Source organism: Larkinella soli, assembly GCF_003703975.1.
In the GTDB taxonomy this organism is placed as follows: domain Bacteria; phylum Bacteroidota; class Bacteroidia; order Cytophagales; family Spirosomataceae; genus Larkinella; species Larkinella soli.
Window position 1 is genome coordinate 241748 of record NZ_QTJY01000002.1, and the last position, 24995, is coordinate 266742.

At 59.3% G+C, this 24995-nt stretch carries 18 protein-coding genes; 9 read left to right on the forward strand and 9 right to left on the reverse strand.

The features are described 5' to 3' along the window. Positions 1-148 precede the first annotated feature (148 nt). The 4 genes from DX909_RS07275 to tsaD form a co-directional block, all read right to left on the reverse strand. Positions 149-1906: a phospho-sugar mutase gene (locus DX909_RS07275; RefSeq protein WP_128544485.1), complete on the reverse strand. Its 1758-nt coding sequence runs from the start codon at positions 1904-1906 to the stop codon at positions 149-151. 139 nt (positions 1907-2045) lie between these two features. Beyond that, entirely contained in the window at positions 2046-2900 is an 855-nt protein-coding gene (locus DX909_RS07280) for a hypothetical protein (protein WP_128544486.1), read from the reverse strand. A gap of 9 nt (positions 2901-2909) precedes the next feature. Then, a complete protein-coding gene (locus DX909_RS07285) occupies positions 2910-3758 on the reverse strand; it encodes an MOSC domain-containing protein (RefSeq protein ID WP_128544487.1) in 849 nt (282 codons plus the stop codon). 31 nt (positions 3759-3789) lie between these two features. Then, positions 3790-4782: a tRNA (adenosine(37)-N6)-threonylcarbamoyltransferase complex transferase subunit TsaD gene (gene tsaD, locus DX909_RS07290; protein WP_128544488.1), complete on the reverse strand. Its 993-nt coding sequence runs from the start codon at positions 4780-4782 to the stop codon at positions 3790-3792. Positions 4783-4899: 117 nt separating this feature from the next. On the opposite strand from tsaD, the gene DX909_RS07295 reads away from it, so the two are divergent. From DX909_RS07295 to DX909_RS29465, 6 genes are all read left to right on the forward strand, one after another. Further along, positions 4900-9531 carry a translocation/assembly module TamB domain-containing protein gene (locus tag DX909_RS07295; protein ID WP_128544489.1) on the forward strand — a complete coding sequence of 1544 codons (4632 nt, stop codon included), beginning with the start codon at positions 4900-4902 and terminating at the stop codon, positions 9529-9531. 426 nt (positions 9532-9957) lie between these two features. After that, positions 9958-13104 carry an efflux RND transporter permease subunit gene (locus DX909_RS07300; RefSeq protein WP_128544490.1) on the forward strand — a complete coding sequence of 1049 codons (3147 nt, stop codon included), beginning with the start codon at positions 9958-9960 and terminating at the stop codon, positions 13102-13104. A 13-nt stretch (positions 13105-13117) separates the two neighbouring features. Then, a complete protein-coding gene (locus DX909_RS07305) occupies positions 13118-14224 on the forward strand; it encodes an efflux RND transporter periplasmic adaptor subunit (RefSeq protein ID WP_128544491.1) in 1107 nt (368 codons plus the stop codon). Continuing rightward, positions 14221-15837 (forward strand): efflux transporter outer membrane subunit, encoded by a 1617-nt coding sequence (locus tag DX909_RS07310; RefSeq protein ID WP_128544492.1) that lies wholly within the window; start codon positions 14221-14223, stop codon positions 15835-15837. The genes DX909_RS07305 and DX909_RS07310 overlap by 4 nt, the downstream gene beginning before the upstream one ends. Then, positions 15806-16114: a hypothetical protein gene (locus DX909_RS07315; protein ID WP_128544493.1), complete on the forward strand. Its 309-nt coding sequence runs from the start codon at positions 15806-15808 to the stop codon at positions 16112-16114. Before DX909_RS07310 ends, DX909_RS07315 begins: the two co-directional genes overlap by 32 nt. A 31-nt stretch (positions 16115-16145) precedes the next feature. Then, entirely contained in the window at positions 16146-16322 is a 177-nt protein-coding gene (locus tag DX909_RS29465) for a hypothetical protein (protein ID WP_164851211.1), read from the forward strand. Between the two features lie 122 nt (positions 16323-16444). On the opposite strand, the gene DX909_RS07320 is transcribed toward DX909_RS29465, so the two are convergent. Further along, positions 16445-17692, reverse strand: a complete 1248-nt coding sequence (locus DX909_RS07320; protein WP_128544494.1) for a chorismate-binding protein — start codon at positions 17690-17692, stop codon at positions 16445-16447. A 101-nt stretch (positions 17693-17793) separates the two neighbouring features. After that, the gene (locus DX909_RS07325) at positions 17794-18216 is read right to left on the reverse strand and encodes a hotdog fold thioesterase (protein ID WP_128544495.1); all 423 of its coding nucleotides are present in this window, start codon (positions 18214-18216) and stop codon (positions 17794-17796) included. Positions 18217-18401: 185 nt separating this feature from the next. Between DX909_RS07325 and DX909_RS07330 the strand changes: the two genes are divergently transcribed. The 3 genes from DX909_RS07330 to DX909_RS07340 all read left to right on the forward strand — a co-directional run bounded on the left by DX909_RS07330 (position 18402) and on the right by DX909_RS07340 (position 21096). Continuing rightward, positions 18402-19037 carry a histidine phosphatase family protein gene (locus tag DX909_RS07330; protein ID WP_128544496.1) on the forward strand — a complete coding sequence of 212 codons (636 nt, stop codon included), beginning with the start codon at positions 18402-18404 and terminating at the stop codon, positions 19035-19037. A 183-nt stretch (positions 19038-19220) separates the two neighbouring features. After that, a complete protein-coding gene (locus DX909_RS07335) occupies positions 19221-20288 on the forward strand; it encodes a sensor histidine kinase (RefSeq protein ID WP_128544497.1) in 1068 nt (355 codons plus the stop codon). A 76-nt stretch (positions 20289-20364) separates the two neighbouring features. Then, a complete protein-coding gene (locus DX909_RS07340) occupies positions 20365-21096 on the forward strand; it encodes a LytR/AlgR family response regulator transcription factor (protein ID WP_128544498.1) in 732 nt (243 codons plus the stop codon). Positions 21097-21143: 47 nt separating this feature from the next. On the opposite strand, the gene DX909_RS07345 is transcribed toward DX909_RS07340, so the two are convergent. The 3 genes from DX909_RS07345 to DX909_RS07355 all read right to left on the reverse strand — a co-directional run bounded on the left by DX909_RS07345 (position 21144) and on the right by DX909_RS07355 (position 24985). Next, a complete protein-coding gene (locus tag DX909_RS07345) occupies positions 21144-22640 on the reverse strand; it encodes an FAD-dependent oxidoreductase (RefSeq protein WP_164851212.1) in 1497 nt (498 codons plus the stop codon). Between the two features lie 35 nt (positions 22641-22675). Beyond that, complete coding sequence (locus DX909_RS07350) at positions 22676-24154, reverse strand: tetratricopeptide repeat protein (protein WP_128544500.1); 1479 nt, start codon at positions 24152-24154, stop codon at positions 22676-22678. 81 nt (positions 24155-24235) lie between these two features. After that, a complete protein-coding gene (locus DX909_RS07355) occupies positions 24236-24985 on the reverse strand; it encodes a zinc ribbon domain-containing protein (protein WP_128544501.1) in 750 nt (249 codons plus the stop codon). Positions 24986-24995: the final 10 nt, after the last annotated feature.

Here is a 24995-nt window from a genome sequence, read left to right on the forward strand (position 1 = left end):
AAATACGACGAATGCCGCTCCAAATTCAAATTTTATAGGGAAATAGTACCGGCATTTTCTTATCTAATCTACGAATAAATATAAAAAAACCGGACACAAGGCCCGGTTTTTGACTGATCTACAAGTATTTAGACCTACTCTAAGTAGATTATCCTAAGTTTAAATCCGTCATTACCGACTGAACTTTCTTTTTGAGCTGGGCATATACCCCGTCAAAATCCTCTTTCCGGGCAAGCGGCTCGTTGACGCTGACGTAGAATTTGATCTTCGGTTCGGTGCCGGAAGGTCGGGCCGACACCTTGGTGCCGTCGGCGGTGAAGAACTGAAGCACGTTCGATGTTTCAATACCCATCTTTCCGGCTTCGATGGCGGTTTTTTCGCCGGTTTTCAGGTCGGTTCGGACGAGGTGGTCGTAGTCGTCGACCCGGATCACCTCCGAGCCGGCGATCTGCTTCGGCGGGTTGGCCCGGAAATCGGCCATCATCTGCTGGATTTCCTCCGCTCCGGTTTTGCCTTTTTTCGTCAGGGAAATGAGACCCTCGTAGTAGAAGCCGAACTCCTGATACATTTCCATCAGCAGGTCAAACAGGCTCAGGTTGTTGTCTTTGGCGAAGGCCGTCAGTTCGGCGATCATGGCGCAGGAAGCGATGGCATCCTTGTCGCGGACGAAGTCTCCGATCAGATAGCCGTAGCTTTCCTCCCCCCCGCCGATGAACTGCTGCCGGCCTTCCAGCTCACGGATGATCTGGGCGATGTACTTGAAACCGGTCAGCGTGTTGTAACAGGACACCCCGTATTTGGCGCACATCGTGTCGATGAGGTCGGTGGTCACGATGGTTTTGGCCACGAACTCCTTGCCGGTCAGCTTGCCGGCTTCCTTCCAGGCCCGCAGCAGGTAATAAATGATGAGGCTCGCCATCTGGTTGCCGTTCAGCAGCTCGTACTCCCCGTGGTGATTCCGGGTACCCGAACCCACGCGGTCGGAGTCGGGGTCGGTCGCCATGATCAGGTCGGCATCCAGGGCTTTGGCCTTCTCCAGCGCCAGGTGCATGGCGTCGCGCTCCTCGGGGTTCGGCGACTTCACGGTCGGGAAGTTGCCGTCCGGCTCGGCCTGTTCCTCCACGATGCTGACGTTGGTGAAGCCGAGCGCTTCGAGCGTCCGCGGCACCAGCGTGATACCGGTCCCGTGAATCGGCGTATAAACGATCTTCAGGTCTTTCTGGCGGGCAATGACGTCGGGGTTGATGGAGTTGGATTTGATCCGCTCCACATAAACGCTGTCGATTTCCTCGTCGATCAGGTGAATGCGCCCGGGATCGCCCTCGAACTTCACCTCGTCGACCGACTGAATTTTGTTGACTTCGGCAATAATGTTTTTGTCGTGCGGGGCGACCACCTGACCGCCGTCGTTCCAGTACACCTTGTAGCCGTTGTATTCGGGCGGGTTGTGGGAGGCCGTCACGACCACCCCGCTGTGGCAGCCGAGCTGCCGGATCGAGAAGGAAAGCTCGGGCGTCGGACGGAGCGCGCTGAAGAGGTACACCTCGAAGCCGTTGGCCGAGAAGATATCCGCCGTGATGCGGGCAAACTCGGGGCTCATCCGGCGGCTGTCGTGCGCAATGGCCACTTTCACGGTCTCGTTCGGAAAAGCCGCCCTGATGTAATTGGCCAGCCCCTGCGTGGCCGTGCCGACGGTGTAGCGGTTCATGCGGTTCGAGCCGACCCCGATCACCCCCCGGAGCCCGCCCGTTCCGAATTCAAGATTTTTATAGAAAGCGTCGACGAGTTCGGTCGATTCGCCCCTGTCCATCATCGAGCGGATGGCGGCTTTGGTTTCTTCGTCATAATTACCGTTGAGCCAGCGGTCGATGGCTGCCTGCGTAGCGGAATCAATGGCAGTGGTCATAAGGAGTGAGAGTTTGAAATCGCCGACAAGTTAAGAATTGTTGAATTGCAGAATGATTGAATGATTGAATAAAATAGCTCCGCCAACCCCGCACCGCGAAGCCCCATTCAACAATTCAATCATTCCATCATTCAACAATTTAAAGGATCAGCGCCGGCAGCCAGAAGACGCCGTCGCCGATCCAGCGGTAGCGTTCGTTGGTCAGAAAGGGCGTTGGGTAGCGCTGGATGGCGTAGAGGGCCGCACTCATCAGTCCCTCGATGATGGCGGCCCGCTGCGCAAAGCGGGTGTCGGCCAGGAAGAAGATCACCAGCGCCAGCACCGTGACCAGCACCGCCAGCGTTCTCAGGGCAACGTCACTGCGTTCGAGACCGAGGGCGGTCGCCAGTGAATAGGTGTTGCCGGGAAACTCACAGGCTTCCATCACCGAGAAAAGGAGCAGATTCTGGAAAGCGATCATCAGAAACAGGAGAGCAAGCCCGATTTCGGGCCAGCTGACGGCAGGCCGGTGGGACCAGGCGCTGCCCCAGACCCCGGCCGTATACAGCACCGCTACCACCGGCTCCTTCCACTTGAGCGTAGCATGCAGGGCCGGCAGACGAAAAACCGCCACCACATAGGCCCCACACACGACCGCCAGCCCGACCCCGAAGCTGAACACGCCCTCCGGGAGAAAGAACAGCAGAATGATCGCCAGAACGCCCATGCCGGCCAGAACCTGGATGAGCGTCCGCTGATGAGCGGCATGGAACTGATGCCGGGGGGTGGCCGGAACCGCCGGCCCGACGCCCTTGCGCACATCGAAAAGCCGGTCGGCCGCGTAGATCAGGAACACGCAGACCCCCAGCAGCAGGGTCGTGGCAAAATCAATTTTCTGATGGCCGTCCGGAAGCCGGGCCGCCATGCAGTGGGACAGAATGGCGCCCAGCACCACGTCGAGGCTGAGGTAGTGGGCCTGCCGGAAGGTATTCTTCAACGAGTCGAGAAAATTCATACTGACGGATTATCCAAACGGCACCAGCGCCGGCCGGTATTCCAGCACCTGGACCGGACTACCGACCCGCAGCGTTCCGGCCGATGCCGGCAGGACGTTCTGCCCGAAATAGATCTTGTTGTTTAACTGCCGGTAGGTTCCGAGGGTTCGCAGCGGCTCCTTTCCCTTTTGACCGGTCTGCGGGTCGACGGTGGTCAGCACGCAGCGGGCACAGGGCTTGACGCCGTAAAAATCCAGCCCGCCGATCCGGAAATGATACCAGGTGTCCTCCTCATGCGGCCGCGTGCCCTCCATGATCAGGTTGGGCCGGAAACGGGTCATTTCGAGAGGCTGGTCCAGCCGACGGTTCAGTTCGTCCATCGAACCCGTGCCGATCGCCAGGAACGGGTACCCGTCGGCAAAGCTGACGAGGTCGCCGGGCCGCGCATATTTCTGATCGACCGGCCGACGGGCATCGTCGGGCATATGCACGAGCCGGGCCGGGAAGCCCAGCAGCCGGCTGAACCAGGCATCGGCCTCCGCCCCGACCGCTTCGGCCGTGACGGTGTCGTCCCAGACGGTCACGTCGAGTCGTTCTCCTCCCGACCCGCTCAGGGGCACTTCCAGCACATCGTCGGGCCACCGGCGGTGGAAAACGCGAAGCGTGGTGTCCGTCAGCTGCTGTTCCACCAGGGCCATGACGGTATGGGCGCGCTGGGTCAGGAAACGGGCCGGGCCGCCGGCCGGATCGGGCGATACCAGCATCCAGCGCCGGTCATAGCGGAAGCCCTTCGGCTCGACGACCGCTTCCGGCAGGACGATCCCGCCCAGCGACTTGATCGGATAAATTCTGATTTCTTTGAGGAGTGGCGCATTCATGCCGCAAAAGTAGGCGGATTTGGCATCCGTCCTACCACCGGGGCAGCGGGCTGACTTCCTGCGACGTAAATTCCCCCTTCAGGTATTTGAAATGAGCGGCCATCGCGATCATGGCGGCATTGTCGGTACAATACTCGAAGCGGGGGATGTAGACGTTCCAGCCTTCCTTCTGCCCCATTTCGGTCAGGGCGGTCCGCAGCCCGGAATTGGCCGAAACCCCGCCGGCCAGCGCCACCTCCCGGATGCCGGTCTGGCGGGCGGCCTTCCGCAGTTTGGTGAGCAGGATACCGACGAGCGTCTTCTGAATGCCGGCGCAGATGTCGGGCAGGTTCTGTTCGATGAAGTCCGGATTCTGTCGGGTCTGGTCACGGAGGAAGTACAGAAAGGCGGTTTTGATGCCGCTGAACGAAAAGTCCAGTCCCGGCATTTCCACCTCCGGAAACCGGAAAGCTTCCGGGTTACCCTGCCGGGCGTAGCGGTCGATGAGCGGACCGCCGGGATAGGGCAGCCCGAGCAGCTTCGCGGTTTTGTCGAAAGCCTCCCCCACGGCGTCGTCCTGCGTCTGTCCGATGATTTCCATGTCGGCAGGGTCCCGCACCAGCACGATCTGGGTATGCCCCCCGCTGACGGTCAGGCATAAAAACGGGAATTCCGGGACCGGTGGCTCGATAAAATGGGCCAGCACATGGGCCTGCATGTGGTGAACCTCAATGAGCGGGATGTCGAGGGCGAGGGCCAGCGCTTTGGCAAAGGAAGCACCCACCAGAAGAGAACCCAGTAATCCGGGTCCACGGGTGAAAGCCACGGCATTAAGCGCGTTTTTTTGTATGTTTGCTTCCGACAAGGCCCTTTCGACCACCGGCACGATCCGTTGCTGGTGGGCGCGGGAGGCCAACTCTGGAACCACTCCGCCATATTGTTCGTGTACAAGCTGGGTGGCTACAACATTGGATTGTATTTTTCCGTTAACACAAACGGCAGCCGACGTTTCGTCGCAGGAAGATTCAATAGCCAGAAGGAACATAAAATTTATTTTTGAATGAATGAATAATTGAATTGTTGAATGAGCTCCGCCAATTTCAGCACGGCGAAGCCCATTCAACAATTCAATCATTCAACAACTCACCAATTCCCAGGCTCGGTGCGCTCCTTTTTTACGATACTTCTCAAAACCCTGCTCTACACGATTCTCGTGGTGGTGCTGGTGCTGGGAATTGTTGTCGCCAGCCTGCAGATTCCGTCCGTACAGACGCAGCTGGTGCGTTATGCAGCGAAACGCGTATCCGCCGAACTTCAGTTCCCCATCGATATTAAAGGCGTTGCCATCAAGTGGTTCGACACCATCACGCTGGAACAGGTCAGCATCAAGAACCGCGACCGGAAGCCGATGATCGACGTCGGGCGGCTCGAAGTGAATTTCGATCTCAAAACCCTCATCGACAGTTCCCGGACCAATATTCATCTCGACGAGGTGCTGCTTTACCAGCCGCAGGTGGCCCTGGTGAAGGACCGGAAAACCGGCAACCTGAACATGGACGACTTCATTGCCCGCATCAACGAACTGCTGGCGGGCGATACCACCAAACCGTCCATTCCGAACCAGAATGTTCCGTTTACGATCGGAAAAGCCACCCTGGTCGACGGGAAGTTCACCTACCGCGACATGCGGAAACCCCGTATGGACGGCAAGGTCTTCGACTACAACCACTTCCAGGTGACGGGCCTGAGCGCTAATCTTGAAAACTTTCTGCTGCTGGGCGACACCATCGCCGTCGGCATCGGCCGGATGAAGGGGTTCGCCCGGCAGTCGGGCCTTCAGATCCACCGGCTCGACACGAAATTTCTCTATTGCGCCAAAGAAATGCGGCTGGATGACCTCTACGCCCGCATCAACGGATCGACGGTTCGCAACAACCTGATCTTTTCGTACGACAGCTTCTCGGCCTTCAACGAGTTCAACGACCAGGTGGTCATGCGCGTCCGGCTGCGAAACGCGACCGTCCGGGCCCAGGACCTGAAGCCGTTCACCTCCTATTTCGACCAGAATTTCGACGTGGCCCGGGCCTCGGGCGATTTTGTCGGGACCGTTCGCAATTTCCGGTTTTCCAATGCCGACATCCGGTTTGGAAAGGGCAGCCGGCTGGTGGGTGACGTGGCCTTCCGCGGCCTGCCCGATGCCGACCGCACCGTGGTCGATTTCCGGTTCAAACCGTCGGTGGTGCAGTTGACCGACATCCGGCCCTACTACTCCGACCCGTCGTTCGATCCCATCGCCGACAAGCTGGGGACTCTCAGCTTTGCCGCCACCTACGCCGGCCGGTTTACGGATTTCAAAACCGTGGGAACGTTCCAAACCAGGATCGGGGCGGTGAACGGCGAGCTGGCCCTCAAGCTCAACGGCGACCGCGGCACCACCTACAGCGGCAACCTCAAACTGACCGACGTCAACGTCGGTTCGCTGATCGACCGGCCGGAACTGGTGCAGCGGGTCGAGGGCCAGGGCCGGTTTTCGGGCCGGGGCCTGACCGTCAGGGATGCCTCCCTCGACCTCGACGCCCGGTTCAGCCGGATCGGGTTCCGGAATTACAACTACCGGAACATCGCCGTCCGGGGTAATCTGCAGAAATCATTCTTCCACGGGCAGGTAAGCGCCCGGGACACCAACATGAACCTGAACCTCGACGGGGAGTTCGACCTGCGGGGCAGCAAAAACCTGTTCGACGTCCGGGGCAACGTGAAGCGGGCCGACCTGCTGGCGACGCACCTGCTCGACGACAGCCTCATCGTGAGCAGCGACCTCGACGTCCGGCTGGTGGGCAATACCCTGAACGAACTGGTAGGCGACGCCCGGCTGCTGAACACCTACGTGACGCTCGGCAAGCGCAGCCTCGTGCTGGATACGCTGTTTGCCTCCTCGGCGATGGACGGCCCCGAGCGTACCATCCACATCGGTTCCGACTACCTGAACGCCGACCTGAAAGGCAATTTCCAGCTAACCCAGGTGGTCGACGATCTGAACCGGCTGGCGCGCGAATACCGTATGAACTTTGCCGGGGATGCCGCCGGCATGGCCGCCTATTACCAGAACCGCCTTCGGAAAATCCCGCCGGCCGCTCCGTATTACATCGACTACGCGTTCCTGCTGAAGAACGTCCAGCCCCTGACGGCGCTGATCTACCCGGCGCTCTATTTCTCCCCCAATACCCGGCTGGAAGGCCGGTTCGGGGTGGACCGGACGGCCCTGCTGACGCTCAACGGCGCCATCGATACGCTGAAACTGGACGATTACGCCTTCTACAAAAGCACGATCGACCTGAACACCTCCAAATTCGTCAATACGCCGGACGTGCTGGCCGCCCTGGTCATTAACTCCGAACGGCAGCAGTTCGGCTCGCTGGCGGCCAGCGAAAACCTTCAGGTGGAAGCGTCCTGGGACGTCAACCACATCGACTTTACGACCAGCATCCACCAGCAGAAAAGCACCAACCGCGCCGACCTGAACGGTTCGCTGACCTTCAAGGGAGACGCTATGGACCTGGAACTGAATCAGTCGCGGTTCCGGCTGCTGGACAGCGTCTGGACGCTCTCGCCCGAAAACCTGATCCGGGTGGTCGGGCCGGAAGTGACGGTCCGCAACTTTACCCTTTCCAACCGAAACCAGCTGATCTCCTTCAGCGGAAAAGTGTCCAGAGACTCGCTCCAGGAATTGCGGATGGAGGCCCGCAACTTCCTGCTCCAGACGCTCAACCCGGTCCTGAACACCAACGTTTCCGGGCTGGCCAACGGCCGGGTCAACATCCGGGGCCTGTATGGCCTTCCGCTGCTCGACGGCCTCTTCACGATCGACTCCCTCAAATACAATAACTTCCTGATCGGCAACGTCGTCAACCGCAGCGTTCTCGATAAGTCGAACCGGGTAAACGTCGATACCCGCATCCGGCGGCTCGACCGCGAGGTGCTGGCCATCACCGGCACCTACGACTCCCGCCCATCCACCGGCAGCCCGCTCGACCTCCGGGGCATCTTCAACAATACCGATCTGCGGCTGCTGGAGCCGTTCGTCAGCGACTACGTATCCAATGTGGGCGGAACCGCCACCGGTACGGTCATGGTCACCGGAAAGGTGAGCAGCCCGGTGCTGGGCGGTACGGTCGACGTGCAGAACGGCCGGCTGACGCTCAACTACCTGAAGGCCGATCTGGGCTTTTCCGATAAGGTATACTTCGGGCCAAATGAGATCGTGGCCCGCAACATGACCCTGACCGACCAGAACGGCGGCCGGGCCACCCTGCGGGGCGGGGTCTTCCACGACGGTTTCCGGTATTTTACGGTGGATCTGAACGTCACCGACATGCGGAATTTCAAGATCCTGAACACCACCATCCGGGATAACGAACTGTTCTACGGGACGGCCGTGGTCAGTGGCCGGGCCGGCATCGAAGGGCCGTTCAACAACCTGACCATCCGGGCCAACGTAACGAGCAACCGCGGGACACGCATCTATATCCCGCTCGATCAGGCCACCAGCGTGTCGGAAGAGCAGGTGATCCGGTTCATCAACGTCAACCCGGCCAAACGGGACAGCATCGCCAAAGGCAACCAGCCGGAGGTAGACCTGTCGGGCATCCGGATGGATTTCAACCTGTCGATCACCCCGGAAGCCTACTGTGAAATCCAGCTCGACCGTCAGACCGGCGACATCATCAAGGCCTACGGCAGCGGACAGCTCGCCATGCGGATCGACACGAAGGGTGATTTCACGATGACCGGCGCCTATGAAATCCAGCAGGGCGAATACACGTTCACCTTCGAGAACATCATCAACAAGCGGTTCCAGATCCTGCCCAACAGCCGCATCACCTGGACCGGCGACCCCTACGAGGCCATGGTGGACGTCAAAACCGCCTATACCCAGTATGCTTCGCTGGCCCCCATCCTTCAGTTATACTCGACCAGTTCGAACAACAATCCCGACCGGGTCCGGCGGTATCCGGTGGACCTGCTCATCAACCTCAACGGCCGACTCATGGCGCCGGACATCGCCTATGACCTGAAAGTGAAGGAATACCCGCAACAGCCGGATTTCCGTCAGGCCGTGGCCGCCTTCGAATCCCGGCTGAAAAGCAACGATCAGGAGCTGGGTCGCCAGGTCAGCAGCGTGCTGCTGTTCAGCCAGCTGGCGCCGGGCGAGGGCGTCGGGCTGTTCGATCCGGTTTCCTCCGGTAACAACGTGGTCGGATCGGGACTCACCAACAGCCTCAGCGAACTCCTTTCCAACCAGATCAGCCGGCTGGCCTCCACGCTGGACAAGAACCTGGACATCGGGGTGTCCCTGAACGGCCTTGACCAGAACCTGGTCAACAACCTTCAGGTTCGCTTTTCCTACCGGTTCAACGACCGCTTCCGGATCAGCCGCGACGGCGGTTTTACGTACGGCCAGAGCCAGACCAGCGTGGCCAGTCTGCTCGGCGAATGGACGCTCGAATACTGGCTGGTTCCGGACGGACGGCTGCGGCTGAAGATGTATAACCGGAACCAGAACCAGCTTGGTAACCTGGGCGCCACCACCTCCACCTACGGCACGCTGACGACCGGGGGCGGGATGAGTGTGCAGTATACCCGTTCGTTCAATTCGTTCAACCGGCTGTTCGCCCCGCGTCCCGAGCCGCCCCGACCCGGTATTCAGCCCCCCACGGAGGACCGGCCGCGACCCGTCACCCCCGGAACCGAAACCTCCGTTCTTCAGCACCAGCCGGACGAGCTGCTGCCCTGAAAATATTTTCGATAAGTAATTTCAACCTTTTTCCAGGTTGCCGGTCATCCCTTCCCGACTTTTCAGATAGACCAACTCCATTTCTCCGATCTCCATTTTATATCCAATCACTCATCCGACTTATCCTATTCTCAAGCCGTTTTGCAGATAGCCGGTCCGGAACCGGCCGGTTTCATTACCTATTTTTTCGAAACCGGCTGAATAGGCAATTCCCATCAAAATAAAATTTGGCCGAATTAGCCAATGCCGACGGTTTATTAGGTTACCGAAACCTTTTCGCAAAAAACATCTGTTTTCCGGACAGCGAAGTCCGGCCGCATTCCCGTACCTTTGTGACTGAATCGGACGCCCTATCCTCCACACCCGCTTTTGCGCTTTTTTTGAGTTGTTCGTTGCCAACCGGATGTTTCATCCGCCGTCTCAATCATGTGGATCGTACGTTTAGCGCTGGAAAAAAAATATACCATTGCGGTCATGGCGCTTTTGATTCTGATCATGGGGATCGTCTCCATCGTTCAGACTCCCACCGACATCTTTCCGAAGATCAACATCCCGGTCGTTTCGGTGATCTGGGGCTATACCGGCCTGTCGACCAACGAGATGGAGAAGATGATCACCAACTTCAGCGAAACGTCCCTCATCAACAACGTCAGCGACATTCAGCGGCTGGAATCCCAGACGTATAACGGCACGGCGGTTCTGAAGATCTATTTCCAGCCATCCGTCAGGATCGAGGAGGCCATGGCCCAGGTCACGGCCATTTCCCAGACCATCCGGGTCCGGATGCCGCCCGGCACCCAGCCCCCGCTGATCGTCCGCTACAACGCCACCGACGTACCGGTTCTGCAGCTCGGCCTTTCCAGCGACAGCCTCACCGAACCGCAGATTACCGACTACGCCGTGACCCGCATCCGGCCCCAGATTTCGACCGTTCCCGGCAGCCGGTTATCGCAGCCCTTCGGCGGCAAGTCGCGGCAGATCATGGTCGACCTCGACCCGGACCTGATGCTTTCCCGGGGCGTCACCCCGGAGGAGGTCGTCAATGCGGTTTCGGCCCAGAACCTGACCCTGCCGAGCGGACAGGTCCGTCTGGCCGAGCGGGAATACGTGGTTCGCCTGAACACCAAACCCGACGCGGTGGCGGCCCTGAACGAAATTCCGGTCAAAATCACCGCCGGCGGGGTAACGGTCCATATGCGCGACGTCGCCAACGTCCACGACGGCTCGGCCGTGCAGACCAACGTCGTCAAACAGGACGGCGGCCGGGGCATTCTGATGAGCATCGTCAAGATCGGCAATGCCTCCACGACGGCCATCGTCGACAAGATCACCAACGAAATTTTACCGACCATCCGGGCCTCCGCGCCCAGCAACCTGAAGGTCGTCGGCCTGTTCGATCAGTCGGTGTTCGTGCGGGCGTCCATCGAGGGCGTCGTCACGGAGGGCCTGATTGCCGCCCTGCTGACGGCGGCCATGATCCTGCTTTTTCTGGGGAGCTGGCGCAGTACGCTCATCGTCGCCATCTCGATCCCGCTGTCCATTCTGAGTTCCCTGGTCATTCTGTATCTGCTCGGCGAAACGCTCAACATCATGACCCTCGGCGGTCTGGCGCTGGCGATCGGCATTCTGGTCGACGACGCCACCGTGACCATCGAAAACATTCACCGCAACCACGAACTCGGGCTGCCGCTGCGGAAAGCCATTCTGGAAGGGGCCCAGCAGATCGCCACCCCGACGCTGGTCGCGACGCTGACGATCTGTATCGTGTTCGTGTCGGTGCTGTTTCTGGAAGGTCCGGCCCGCTTCCTGTTCGGGCCGCTGGCCCTGGCGGTCGTATTCGCCATGCTGGCGTCCTACCTGCTGTCGCGGACGCTGGTGCCGATGCTGGCCGACCTGATGCTGCGGAATGAAAGCCATCCTCCGGCCGGAGGGCACGAAACGGCCCGTCGCCGGACCCTGTATGACCGGTTCAACGACGCGTTCGAGCGCCTGCAAACCCGGTATCTGGGGGCGCTGGACTGGGCGCTCCACCACCGCCGGAGCGTGCTGGCGGCTTTTACGGGCGTAATCGTTTTCACCTCCGCGCTGGTGCCGTTCATCGGCCGCGACTTCTTTCCCGGCGTCGATGCGGGCCAGTTTCGGCTTCACCTGCGGGCGCCGGCCGGCAGCCGTCTCGAAGAAACCGAACGGATTGCCGCCCGCACCGAGGCCCTCGTCCGGGAGGTGGTTCCGGCCGACCAGATCGGTTCGATCATCAGCAACATCGGTCTGACCAGCGAACGCTACAATTTCATTTTCTCCGATAACTCCTCCATCAGCTCCGCCGACGCCGAGCTGCTGGTTTCGCTGAACGAGGAGAAAAACCGCCCGACCCAGGACTACATCCGGCAATTGCGGGCGGTATTCCGGGAGGAACTCCCCGACGTGACGTTCTTTTTCCAGCCGGCCGACATCGTCAGCCAGATTCTGAACTTCGGACTCACCTCCCCGATCGACGTACAGGTCATGGGTTTCGACCGGGGCAATAACCTGCGGATCGCCCAGGAGATCCGGCAGCGGATCGCGCAGGTGCCGGGGGCCGTGGACGTTCACCTGCACCAGGTTCTGAACGCGCCGGAACTGTTCCTCAACGTCGATCGCGAGCGGGCCGCCCAACTGGGCCTGAACGAGCAGAAGATCGCCGGCAACCTGATGATTTCGATGAGCGGAACAGCGCAGGTGTCGCCCAACTTCTGGCCCGATCCGGTCACCGGCTTTCCGTACCTGATCGCCGTACAGACCCCGCCCTACCGGCTCAACACGCTCGACAAGCTGATGCAGACGCCCATGGCGGTGAGTCAGGTCCGGTCCACTCCGCAGCTGCTGAGCAACATGACCCGGGTGGAACGAAGGCTGACGCCGGTCATCATCAACCGGGTAAATACGCAGCCGGTTTACGACATTTATGCTTCCGTGGAACGCACCGACCTGGGTTCGGTTTCCGATCGGATCGAAAAAATTATGGCCGAATACCGCCCGCAGCTGAAACCGGGCAATCAGATTCTGATCCGGGGTCAGGTGGAGAGTATGAACAACGCCTTTTCGCGTTTGGGTATTGGAATCCTGTTTGCCGCCGTGCTGGTCTACCTGCTGATGGTGGTCAATTTTCAGTCGTTCCGGTATCCGTTCATCATCATCACGGCCCTGCCCGGCGCCCTGTGCGGGATGATCTGGATGCTGTTCCTGACGCACACCACCTTCAGCATTCCGTCGCTGATGGGTGCCATCATGAGCGTCGGGGTGGCGACGGCCAACAGCATCCTGCTGGTCAGTTTTGCGAAGGACCACCTGCCCGAGGTCGCCTATAACGCCCTGAGTGCGGCTATGGAAGCCGGCCGGACCCGGCTGCGGCCCATCATCATGACGGCCATCGCCATGGTCATCGGGATGCTGCCGATGTCGCTGGGTCTGGGCGAAGGCGGTGAACAGAACGCTCCGCTGGGCCGGGCCGTCATCGGCGGTCTGCTGCTGGCTACCTTCACGACGCTGCTGTTCGTCCCGGTGGTCTTTAGTTATCTGGCAAGAAAAAAGTAGAATCCTGGAAACCATGAAACGCATCTGGCTCTGGCTCGTCCCGATCGGTTTAATCCTGCTCTTTGTCTTTGTAGGGATCATTCCCCGTATTCGCAACACGCAGGAACTGAAGGCCGAAGCCGACGAAGAAAAAAACCGTCAGCCTCTGGTAACGGCCGTCCCCGTGGCGCACTCGACCGACACCACCGGTCTGATGCTCCCCGGCCAGATCATGCCGTTTCGGGAAACACCGGTCTTTGCCCGGACGCAGGGCTTCCTGAAACGCCGGTTCGTCGACCTCGGCGCCGGGGTCCGCAGCGGGCAGGTGCTGGCCACCATCGACGCCCCCGAACTCGACCAGGAGCTGATCAGGGCCCGCGCCGACCTCCGCCTGGCCCAGTCCAACCTGGAACGGCTGAAAAGCGTAACGCTGCCCGGCGCCATCTCGCAGCAGGACCTGGACAACCGGCAGGCCACCTTTGAAATGAATCAGGCCAACCTCCGGCGGCTGGAGGCCCTTAAGGCGCTGCAGGAAATCCGGGCGCCGTTTACGGGCATCATCACCGCCCGCAACGCCGAAGTCGGGAACCTGGTCACCGCCGGGAACGGCGCCGGACTGCCGCTGTTTACCATTTCGCAGCTCGATACGCTCCGTGTGTTCGTCGACGTGCCGCAGACTTTTTATCAGCTGGTGCGGGTCGGGATGCCGGCCTCCGTCACCATACCCGAACTGAGCAAAACCTTCCGGGGCCGGGTGGTCCGGACGTCGGGAACGCTGCGCTCGGAATCGCGCACGCTGCTGGCCGAAGTAGCCATTCCCAACCGCAATAAGGAACTGGTGGCCGGTTTGTACGGACAGGTCAAATTTGACATGCGGGCCACCAACCCGCCGGTGCTGATTCCGGCCAACACGCTGCTGATCACATCGGAAGGGCCGCGCGTAGTGGTGGTGCAACCCAACAAAGTCCTTCGCTTCCAGCCCATTACGCTGGGCCGCGACTACGGAACGACCCTCGAAGTGCTGGGCGGTCTGCGCGGTCAGGAACAATTGGTAATCAATCCGAACGACCGTCTGCAGGATGGTCAGCAGGTACGAGTTAAATTGCAGGGCCAAACGTCGGCCACAAAACAAAAAGTATGAGAAACCCGGCCCTATTTCTTGGTGCGATTCTTTCTTTCGGAATAACGTGTTCATGGGCGCAGACGACGGCTTCGTCGGAAAGGAACGTATACTCTCCCGGTTACGGAGGGTCGGAACCGACGGCCGCCGGAGTCCGGTCCAATACCCAGGCCGTCCGCAACAGTTGGGCGGTGTTCCGGGATGCGACGCTCGATTCGCTGCTGGAAGCCGGCCTGACCAACAACCCGGACGTCCGGATCGCCGTCAGCCGGGTGGACGAGGCCCGCATCCGGGTGCAGGTAGCGGAGTCGTACCTCTCCCCTTCCGTCCGCAGCAGCCTGAACTTCACGACCCAGAGTCTATCCCAGTACCGGCCCGTGGCCGTTCCCGTCGCCAGCGACCGGCTCCCCCGCGTTCAGCTCAATACGTTCCAGATTCTGCCGATCGACGCCAGCTACGAGGTCGATCTGTTCCGGCGGATCCGCACCGGGGTCCGGGCGGCCGACCTCCAGCGGCAGGTCAGTGAATCCGACGTTCAGATTACCCAGCTGGTGGTCGCTTCGGAAATCGCCCGGCTGTATTACCTGGTCCGGGCCAACGACAGCGAACAGGCCGTCATCCGGCGGAACATCGGCCTTCGCGATTCGACGCTCAGCATCATCCGCGCCCGCTTTCAGGCCGGGCTGACCAACGAAATCGACGCCAAACGGGCCGAAACCGACATCGCCAACGTGCGGGTTCAGCTTCAGGGGCTGGAACGGTACCGTACGGAACTGGTCAACGGTCTGGCCCAGCTGTGCGGCCTCGACCCGGCCACCTTCAGCCTGGCCCCCGGACGGTTGGGAACCACTTTCCCTGAACTGCCCTTCGCTGCCGTTTCGCTCGACCAGCTTCGCCGTCGGCCGGACCTGATCCAGGCCGAGCAGCAGAACCAGATTGCCCTGACGCAGGTTCAGATCAACCGGGCGGCCCTGTACCCGCGCGTCAACCTCGTCGGCGCGGGCGGCACCCTGACCGGCCGGATCGGAACCCTGTTTTTTCCGGCCAGCATCACCTATCTGGTGGGCTTCAATGCCAGCGTCCCGATCTTCGAAGGGAAACGTAACCAGCAGACCATCCAGCTTGGCCGCCAGCAGACCCAGACCGCCCAGGCGGTTTTTCAGCAGCGGCTGCTGACCGCCCGGCGCGAAGCCGAAACCGCTCTGGACAACCTTGTGGGCCTTCGCCGGCAGATCGACAGCCAGAACGGTGCCCTCGAATCGGCCCGGTATACCGAGCGGCTGAACCGGGAACTGTACGGCAAGGGGCTGACCACGTTTCTGGAAGTGCTGGATTCGCAGCGGACCGTGCTGGAGTCGGAGCGGCAGCTGGTGCTGCTTCAGGGGCAGCGGGCCACCTACACCGTCGCCCTGCTGAAGGCCCTCGGCGGCAGCTTTTTGAGACAACTCACTGATCTTCCGACCCTCACCCGGATTCGCCTGGAATCCGGGTATTTTTTTGTCGATCCCGTTCCATCAAAGCGCCGGCCGGTTCCAAACCTTCGGCACCTTGCCGGGTTTAAGAAGTGTTTGACACTTTTCGACCGGAAAATAGTATACGCTTATGGAAAACCAGACGAATATGGCGCAGAGTAATGCGACCATGAACCCCAACGGCAGCTCCGTTTCAGACCTCGATTTCTCGACGACCGCCACGGTTCGGAATATGGAATCGTCCGATGAACCTTCGACCACCAATATGAATCCCTCGACCGGCGCCGGCTATCCGGGCAACATGAGTACCGGCGGATACGGCGGCTCAGCCAATGGGCCGGACGATGAGGAGGAGTACGATGAAGAGGAACTGACCGTCACGGACGACGACGATGATGAGGACCTCACCGACGACGAGGACGATGAGGAGGCCGTTTAGTCCAAAAATCAGCCAGAAAACGGAACAGGATATGGAATCACGCCAGATCAGTGAGCAGAACCTGGATCAGGTGAGCGGAGAAGGGGACGTTACCGCCCCCGACAGCGAAACGCAATCGTCGGCCAGCAGCTCACGCGGAACCCGGGATACCGAAGAACACAAAAACCCGAACGATCCGGCCGAGGGCCGGGATGATATTGGGGAATAAGGAAGTGGGAATACAGAATAGCGAATGTTAAATAATGAAAATTGAACTGGCTCCGCAGTGCTGAACCGCAGCGCCATTTCGTTAATCGTTATTCAACATTCGCTATTTGCTATTATTGATAGTCAGCTTTTTTCACGGATCACATCCAGCAGGGTATCGCATTTCAGTTCGGTTTCCCGCCATTCCCGGGCGGGGACGGAGTCTTCCGTCAGGCCCGCACCCGCATACAGGGTGGCCTCCTGCCCTTCCAGCTTCAGACAGCGGAGATTGACGAATAGATGGCTTTCGGTTCCCTGCGACCGGCGGATGTTGATCGGGCCGAGGAAACCGCTGTAAAACTCCCGCTGGTGGGGTTCCTGCTCCAGAATAAAAGACTGGGCGGCTTCGCGGGGCATTCCGCAGACGGCCGAGGTAGGATGCAGCAGCCGCAGCATGACCGTCCCCAGCTGCGGGAAATTCACGGCCTGCGTATCGACGGAATAGTCCGTCCGAAGGTGCATCAGGTTTCCGGCTACGACCGTTCTCGGACCTTCCTCGACGTACTCCCGCAGGCGAATCTTTTTAAAACACCCGATGATGTAACGGCAGACGAGTGCCTGCTCCTCGATCTCCTTCTGAGACCAGAGCGCTTCCGATGGCCGTTTGGGCTTTCCTTCCGAGTCGTAGGCCGACTGGGTGCCGGCCAGGGCGACGGTGCGGAAAATGCCCTGCGCATCCACGCTCACCAGTCGCTCGGGCGACGCGCCCATCCAGACCTGGTTGCGGTCGGGCAGGTAGACGGCCGAGACGAAGGCGTTCGGGTAGGCGTTGCAGAGCCGGTTGAAGAGCGCCGGTATTTCGGGCGGCTCGGCAAACCGGACGGTTTTGGTTCGCGATAAAACCACTTTCCGGAATTCTTCCCGCTCGATCCGGCGGATGGCCCGCCCGACGCCCTCCTCGAAGCGGTCCTGGTCCAGGGCCGAGCTTTCGACCACGCGGACGGCAGACGGTTTTTTCGATTTTGGGGTAGTGAGTTCTTCCGAAAACCGGCGGAGCGCCGGATGGTCGGAGGGCACTTTGCTTTGCTCCTCCACCACATTTCCGTCTTCGTCGAACCGCCAGTAGAGGTCGGCCCGCAGGAAGATGGTATGCTCGCCGTCCGGATTTAGAAACGGGCTGACGGCAAATCCCATGGGCAGTTCCTCCAGATCGAGGCCGACGGTGCCGACCGTACCGGAGGTGTCCATGATGAGTTCTTTTTCGGTCCGGTTCGGCAGGCGCCAGATGGCTGCGGGAAAACCCGCCCGAACGGCCGCCTGCCAGAGGGTTTGGATCGTTTGCTGATGAAGCGTTATGGCTGTTTCCTGACCGTCGATTCCGGTTGAATTCATCGTTTACATGCAGGTATTTCTGTTTCAATAACAGTTTGTGAACAAAAAAAGGTTTGCGGGTCGGAGGGAATTCCGCCATGAAAAACCGCCCTGCTTCCGGCTCAATCCCGGCTCTCGATGATGGCGATGGTCAGGCGGCTGATACACACCAGGCGATTCTCCTCGTCGGTGATCCGGATGTCCCAGAGGTGGGTGGTCCGACCGGTGTGGATCGGGGTCACTTTGCCGTACACCCAGCCTTCCTTCACCGAACGGACGTGGTTGGCGTTGATCTCCAGCCCGACGGCCCGCTGCTTCTCCGGGTTTTCGAGCAGCAAAAACGAAGCCACGCTGCCGAGCGATTCCGCCAGCACCACCGATGCGCCCCCGTGCAGGATACCGAACGGCTGGTGAGTCCGGTGGTCGACGGGCATCCGGGCGATGAGATACCCCTCTCCCAGTTCGGTAAACTCGATGCCGAGATGCTGAATGAGCGAATTCCGGTGAAATTGCTGCAATGAATCTAAAGACAGACCCTGCTTCATATTATAAGGTTTCTTTCGTACTTTTGCGGATGTTTTCGCGAGAAAGTTAACGTCAAAATAGTAAATAAGAAATGTCGGCCCGCCAATCCGGTGACCCCTTCCGATGCGGTATTGGTTTATCTCTATCTGGTATTTATTATATACTATTTCTGTCGAATTATTCGGATAAATAAGGAACTGTTAGATTGAAACATAAAACGATATATCTGATTCGCCACGGCGAAACCGATTATAACCGCCAGGGCGTTGTCCAGGGAAGTGGGGTGGATTCGGATCTGAACGCGATGGGCCGGGCGCAGGCGCTGGCTTTCCATCAGGCCTACCAGCATATCCCGTTTGCCAAAGTGTATACTTCCAAACTGAAACGCACCCTTCAGTCGGTGCAGATGTTCATCGACGCCGGCCTGCCGCACGAAAGTTACGAGGGTCTGAACGAGATCAGCTGGGGCATCCGGGAAGGAAAAACCCCGAACAATTTCGACAACGAGTATTACCGGACCCTGATCGAAAACTGGTCCGCCGGCCATACCGATTACCCCACCGAACAGGGCGAAAGCCCCGAACAGGTGGCCCGGCGCCAGAAACCCGTCATCGACCTCATTTTATCCCGCCCCGAAGAGAACCCGATCCTGATCTGTATGCACGGCAGGGCCATCCGGATTCTGCTCTCCTGGCTGGTCAACCAGCCCCTGTCGGCCATGGATCAGTATGAACACAGCAACCTGTGTCTTTACAAGCTCAATTACTCCTACTCCACCCAGGAATTTACCATTGAAGTAGCCAACGACAGCACCCACCTGCTGGCGCTGGTCATGCACTAAGCCGTTCCGGATGGGCCTGCTTACCCCAATTCCGCCCCATTTGATGTAAATACATTTATATCACGAACGGACCACTAAAAAGCAATCCGGAACCACTCCTGTAATAAAAACCACACTTCATCCAGTAAAGGTTATATTCGCTATCGGTACAGTGTCATTGGAGTAGATTTTTGAAGTGAGCGCATGTCGAAGCAAAAAATATATTGGTTCTGTCAGGTTTTCGGGTGGACTCTTCTGATCATGGTGGAGTATCTCGCCTTCTGGTTGCAGGATGGGTTCAACAGTGATCTTTTTTATCTGGCGATCGCCAATATTTTCCTCGGAATTACCTTAACGCACCTCTACCGGTTCATCATCAAACGATGGCACTGGGTACGGCTTCCGTTCTTCCGGCTGGCCCCCCGGGTGCTGACTTCGGTGTTTATTCTGGCGGTGATCATGACGGCCTTCAACCTGCCGCTCGACCTGAAGATCACCCCGCAGTACCTGGTCGATGAGCCGTTTATCGTGTTCGGATACCTGCTCACCTGGGGCAAAACCATGCTGACCTGGATTCTGAGCTATACGGCCTACCATTACGTGGAGCGAACCCGCGACGCCGAAATCGAAAAAATTCTGCTGAAAACTTCCATCCGCGAAACCGAAGCAAAGGTCCTTCGCTCCCAGCTGAACCCTCACTTCGTCTTCAATGCGCTGAACAGCATCCGGGCGCTCGTCCTGGAAAACCCCTCCAAAGCGCAGCAGGGCATCACCCAGCTCTCCAACATCCTTCGTAACTCCCTGCTGGCCGACCGGCGTAAAACCGTCGAACTTCGGGAAGAAATCAAAACCGTCGAGGATTATCTGGCGCTGGAGAAGGTCCGGTATGAAGACCGCCTGAACTGCCGGCTGGAAATCGACCCGAAGACGCAATACCTCCAGGTTCCGCCCATGATGCTCCAGACCCTGGTCGAAAATGCCATCAAGCACGGGGTTCAGAAGGCCATCAACGGCGGTTTTGTGGAACTGACCACCTGGATCGAGGTCGGAATGCTGAACATCCGCATCCGTAATACCGGCGTTCTGGGCGACAGGGAGGCCTCCGGTGGTTTTGGACTCAAGAATACTTCCCAGCGGCTCGAACTGCTCTACGGCACCGATGCCAGCTTCCGCATCCGCCAGGAGTCGGCGGACGTGGTCTGCGCCGATATCGTGATTCCGATGCAGTCGGACGGCGTGTTTCGGCGGAGTGAAGAGCTGAAAAAAGTCTGATGTTCCGGACGTGTTGCCAAATCCTTTAACTTAATGCCCCAAAAGGCACCGCCTTGCTCCGGTGCGCTACCAAACTATGAAAACCCTCATCGTAGACGACGAACGACTGGCCCGCAACGAACTGAGACGGCTGCTGGACAACTTCCCCAAAATCGAGGTCATCGGCGAAGCCGCCAATGCCGAGGAGGCCCTCAGGATGATCGACGACCTTCAGCCCGAACTGCTGTTTCTGGATATCCAGATGCCGGGCAAGAACGGGTTCGAACTGCTGACCTCCATCGACGGAAAATCGCCGGAAGTGATCTTTACGACGGCCTACGACGAATATGCCATCAAAGCCTTCGAGTTCAACGCGCTCGACTATCTGCTGAAACCCATCGAGCTGAACCGGCTTTCCGAAGCCATCAACCGCATCGAGGAAAACAACCATCACCCCGAAACCGAAGCCCCGCGCCGGGATACCAACAAGGTGCTGGGCGAAAATGATCAGGTGTTCGTCAAGGACGGGGAGAAATGCTGGTTCGTCAAACTCGGCAAAGTCCGGCTGTTCGAGTCGATGGGCAACTACGTCCGGCTGCACTTCGACGACCAGAAACCACTGGTTCTGAAGTCATTAAATAGCCTTGAAGACCGGCTCGACCCGAACACCTTCTTCCGCGCCAACCGCAAGCACATCATCAACCTGCAATGGATCGAGAAGATCGAGCCCTGGTTCAGCGGGGGCCTGCTGGTGACCCTCCGCGGGGGCGACAAGATCGAGATCAGCCGCCGTCAGGCCATCCGGTTCAAGGAACTGATGAGTCTGTAAGAGTTTCCTAAAAAAGCCGGTTTGCTCGATGAGCAGACCGGCTTTTTTTATACATCCCGTTCGGCCAGTTCCGTATCGCGGTCGAGGGTCAGGGTAGCCCGGACGGTTTCGTCCTTCAGGTAGTCGGCCCGGAAGGAATCGTCTTCAGGCCGCCCGTCGAAGGCGATCCGGTCGAAGCCCTGCGCATGGCCCAGATAGGAAAGCGTTTTGTCCTGCTGGAGGCTCCAGAAAAACGGCTGAGCCTCATAGGGGCGGTTGGCGCCGGCCATGTTCAGCCCGGCGTGGTAGCCCTGCTGTCCGGCCACCTTCCAGTGTTCGATCCGGTAGACCTCGTCGCCGTGCGGAACGTGCGCGATATCCCCGGCGGCAAATACCCCGTCTGCGGCCTGTAAAAACCGGTCGACGCGGATTCCGCCGTCTTTTTCGAGGGCAAGGCCGCTGACGATCCCGGTGGCCGGGCTTACCCCGATGCCGATCAGCACCAGGTCGGTTTCCAGCACCTCACCGTTGTCCAGCACCACCCGCCCGACCTTCTCCTCCCCTTCCAGGCGGTCGGTCTTGCGGCCTAGCCGGAACCGGATGCCGGCGTCTTCGTGCCACTGCTGAATCTGCCGGCCGACTTCCTCCCCGAAGACTTTGGCAAACGGCACCGGTTCCGGTCCTACCACCGTGACCTCGTACCCCAGCTTATGCAGGCTCATCGCCCCTTCCAGCCCAATGAAGGAACTGCCGATCACAACCGCCCTCCGGGACTGCCGGGCCGTTTCCTGCAGTCGGCGGCTGTCGGCCAGTGTCCGCAGCAGAAAAACGTTCGGGCGGTTTTCGCCGGGAAGGCCCAGCCGACGCGGTTCTCCGCCCATACACAGGAGGAGCTTTTCGCAGGAGAGCGTCTCGCCGGAGGCCAGCGTCAGCCGGCGGGCCGGAACATCGACCTGCGTCACCCGGCAGTTTTTCAGCAATTCGATGCCGTTCTCCCGGTAAAAGGCTTCCGACCGCAGCGGCATCCATTCCTCGGGAGCCTCGCCCTGGAGGTATTCCTTGCTGCAATTCGGCCGGTCGTAGGGAACGGTATCTTCGGCGGTGATCATCAGGATACGGCCCGTAAAACCGCCTTCCCGCAGCCCTTCAGCCGCGAAGGCTCCGGCGGCTCCACCGCCCAGAATGACGTAGACGGCCGGGTTCAGCGGGTCGGCTTTCGCCATGGGGTTCGTGACCCGGTCGGGGGTATCCTCAGGGACGCTCACGATGATTTCCTCTCCCCGCACCTGCACCTCGTAGGTGGGCAGGCCGTCCAGGGCCGGGGCTTCGAGCCGCCGTCCGTCGGTGAGGTCGAAACAGGCATGATGCCAGGGGCAGCGGACCCGCCGGCCGTGCAGGGCGCCCTGGGCCAGGGGGGCGCCGTAGTGCGTACATTTGCCGTAGAGGGCGTAGAAAGTGCCGTCGACGCGGGCCAGCAGCACGTCGGTTTCGCCGGCTTTCACTTCTTTCATCTGCCCGTTTTGGAGTTCGTCGACACGGGCGACGACATAGTCACGAAGGGCCATCATCAGAAGGGTTAAGGGTAAAAGTTAGGGTTGGATCAGCCGTCCAGTTCGTTCAGGGCGGCCCGGGCCTTGTTGTCGATACTGTTTTTGTACTCGTGTTTCCGGTAGCTCAGCGCCTTTTGAAAATACGCTTTCGCTTTGGGCAAGTTACGCTTTTGCTGGAAAATGTAACCCAATTGGAGGGACGACGTAGCCCCGAAGGAAAACTGTTCCGCTTCGCTCAGGACGATGGCCCGTTCAAAAAACGGGATGGCTTCGTCGATGTCGCCCCGGCGCTGATAGATGCGGGCTTTGCGGTAGTTGAACTCGGCTTTTTCGGCCGGCAGCGGGAAGGCGGCTTCGGAATACGGCCGGAGGGCATCCAGAGCGGTATCGGAAAAACCGCCGTCGGTGGCAAACCGGGCCTTCATCAGGATCTTCTGCCGGGGCGACACCCCTTTTCTGAAGAACGACTCCGCAAATTTCTGGGCCGCCTTATCCGATTCCACCACCGCAGCTCCGACCTGTTCCACCTGGCGGAGCAGGGGAAGCGCCCGGGCGTCGTCGTTCGTCAGCCAGGCGCAGAGAAAGAGTTTGTAGTAAGTATCCTTCAGGAAGTTGACGCCCCGGTACCGGCTCAGAAACTGGCGGTACGTGGCGGCCGCCGACCCGTAATCCGACTTCTGCACCAGGATTTCGGCTTTCAGATAATCCAGAAGCGGGAAGGAAAGATACTGCGGACCGGTCGGCCGGTTTTCGAGGTAGTCCAGGGCTTCCCCGCTCCGGGCGTCCTTCATGAGGATGGAAGTGGCGAAGAAATGGAGCAGCAGATGATCGGGGTTTTCCCGTACGAGCTGTTTCAGGTCGGCGGCTTCGGCGGCCGAAAACTTCAGGACGTAGGCGTGGATGAGCAGGTCGATCAGCCGGGCTTCGGTGCGGAATACCGCATCTTTCCGGGCCACGGTCCGGATTTCCTGTAAACCCTGTTTCACATCACCCCGCAGGCCCAGCATGCCCGTTACCCAGGTGTAACTTTCGGGCACGGAACCGATCAGGACGTGCAGCACGCCGAGGGACTTATAGGTCGGCAGAAAGTCGGGAAACTTCTTCCGGTTTTCTTCGAGCAGCCGGTAGGCCCGGATGATGTCCCAGCAGGCGCTGACCTCCTGCCCGAATTTTAGTTTGACGAAGGCCCAGTGGAGCCGCACCTCGGCCTGGGTAAGGCGCTGCCAGGGGGAGGCCGGGTCCAGTTCCCGCAGGCGGTCGAGTCGCTGGTCTTCGCGGTCCGACCACTGCCGAAAGGCGTTTCGGTCGTCGGAAACCAGCAGGGTCACCATGTCGGCGAAGTCTTCCAGCCAGAGGGCTATTCCGTTTCCGCGGGCGGTTTCGGTCGCCAGCGCCTTTCGTCCTTCCTGTACTTTCAGCGCAAAGACGTCGGCGTACGCCTGCCGAAGAGCCGGGGAAAACTCAAAATCGGCTGCCTGAACGCCGACTGCCCAGGGCAGGAGACCCAGAAAGAGGATGACGCTTCGCATGGGGCGAAAATACGGGGCGATTTTCCAACAAAAAAGGCCGTCGGGAAAGACGGCCTTCTGAAAATAGCTTATCAGTTCGGATTACCGGCGGGAAGGCAGCGGTTCCGGGGCGCCTTCGACGTCGGCGAAAATCCGGCCGCAGTGTTCACAGACGATAATTTTCTTCTTATCCCGGATGTCGGCCTGCCGCTGGGGCGGAACGACGTTGAAGCAGCCACCGCAGGCGCCACGCTTCACCATCACGACCGCCAGCCCATTGAGGGCGTTCTCCCGGATCTTGTTGTAGGATTTCAGCAGCCGCTCTTCGATATGGGTCGCCTGCTGGTCGCGCTCGTCGATCAGGGCTTTTTCTTCTTCCTGGCTCTCGGAGGTGATCTGGTTCAGCTCCTGCATCTTGGCTTTCAGGTCCTCTTTGCGTTCGTCGAGGGCGCTCTGCGTCGCCTTGATCTCCTCCTGCTTATTGCGGATTTTAAAGGCGGCTTCGTTGATTTTCTTGTCGGCCAGCTCGATTTCCAGCGTCTGAAGCTCAATTTCCTTTGAAATGGCGTCAAATTCGCGGTTGTTGCGAACGTTCATCTGCTGGTCTTTATAGCGGGCGATCAGTTTCTCGGCATCCTTTTTGGTCGCCTTGAACTTATCGATCTCCTCTTCCAGGGTCTGAATGTCGGCGTTGAATTTACCGATACGGGTTTCAAAACCGGCGATATCGTCCTCCAGATCACGGACTTCCTCCGGCAGATCGCCCCGTATTTTCTTTATTTCATCAAGCTGAGAGTCAATGGATTGAAGTTTGAGAAGCGCTTCGAGTTTTTGAGCAATCGTCAGTTCCATTCGAGATGTT